The following is a 237-nucleotide window of genomic DNA, read 5'->3' on the forward strand; positions in this document are numbered from 1 at the left end:
CCGCGCGGCCTGCCCAAGGCCCTGTCGGTGGAACAGACCCAGGCCTTGCTCGACCGCGCTCCGGCCAAGGTGGCCACCGAGCCGGCCGACCTGCGCGACCAGGCCATGTTCGAGCTGCTGTATTCCAGCGGCCTGCGCCTGTCGGAGCTGGTCGGACTGGACCTGCGCTACACGCGCTCGCCCGACCATGAATCGCGCGGCTGGCTCAGCCTGGAAGAGGCCGAGGTGATCGTGCTG

1 protein-coding gene is annotated in these 237 nt (G+C 70.5%); it reads left to right on the top strand.

Going from position 1 to position 237, the window contains the following annotated elements; genetic code table 11:
• Positions 1–237 (top strand): tyrosine-type recombinase/integrase (locus SB751_RS35200; RefSeq protein ID WP_410749639.1); only part of this gene is annotated, 237 nt, incomplete at both ends.

The sequence above is a fragment of the Cupriavidus sp. SIMBA_020 genome, assembly GCF_046535395.1.
GTDB lineage: Bacteria > Pseudomonadota > Gammaproteobacteria > Burkholderiales > Burkholderiaceae > Cupriavidus > Cupriavidus campinensis.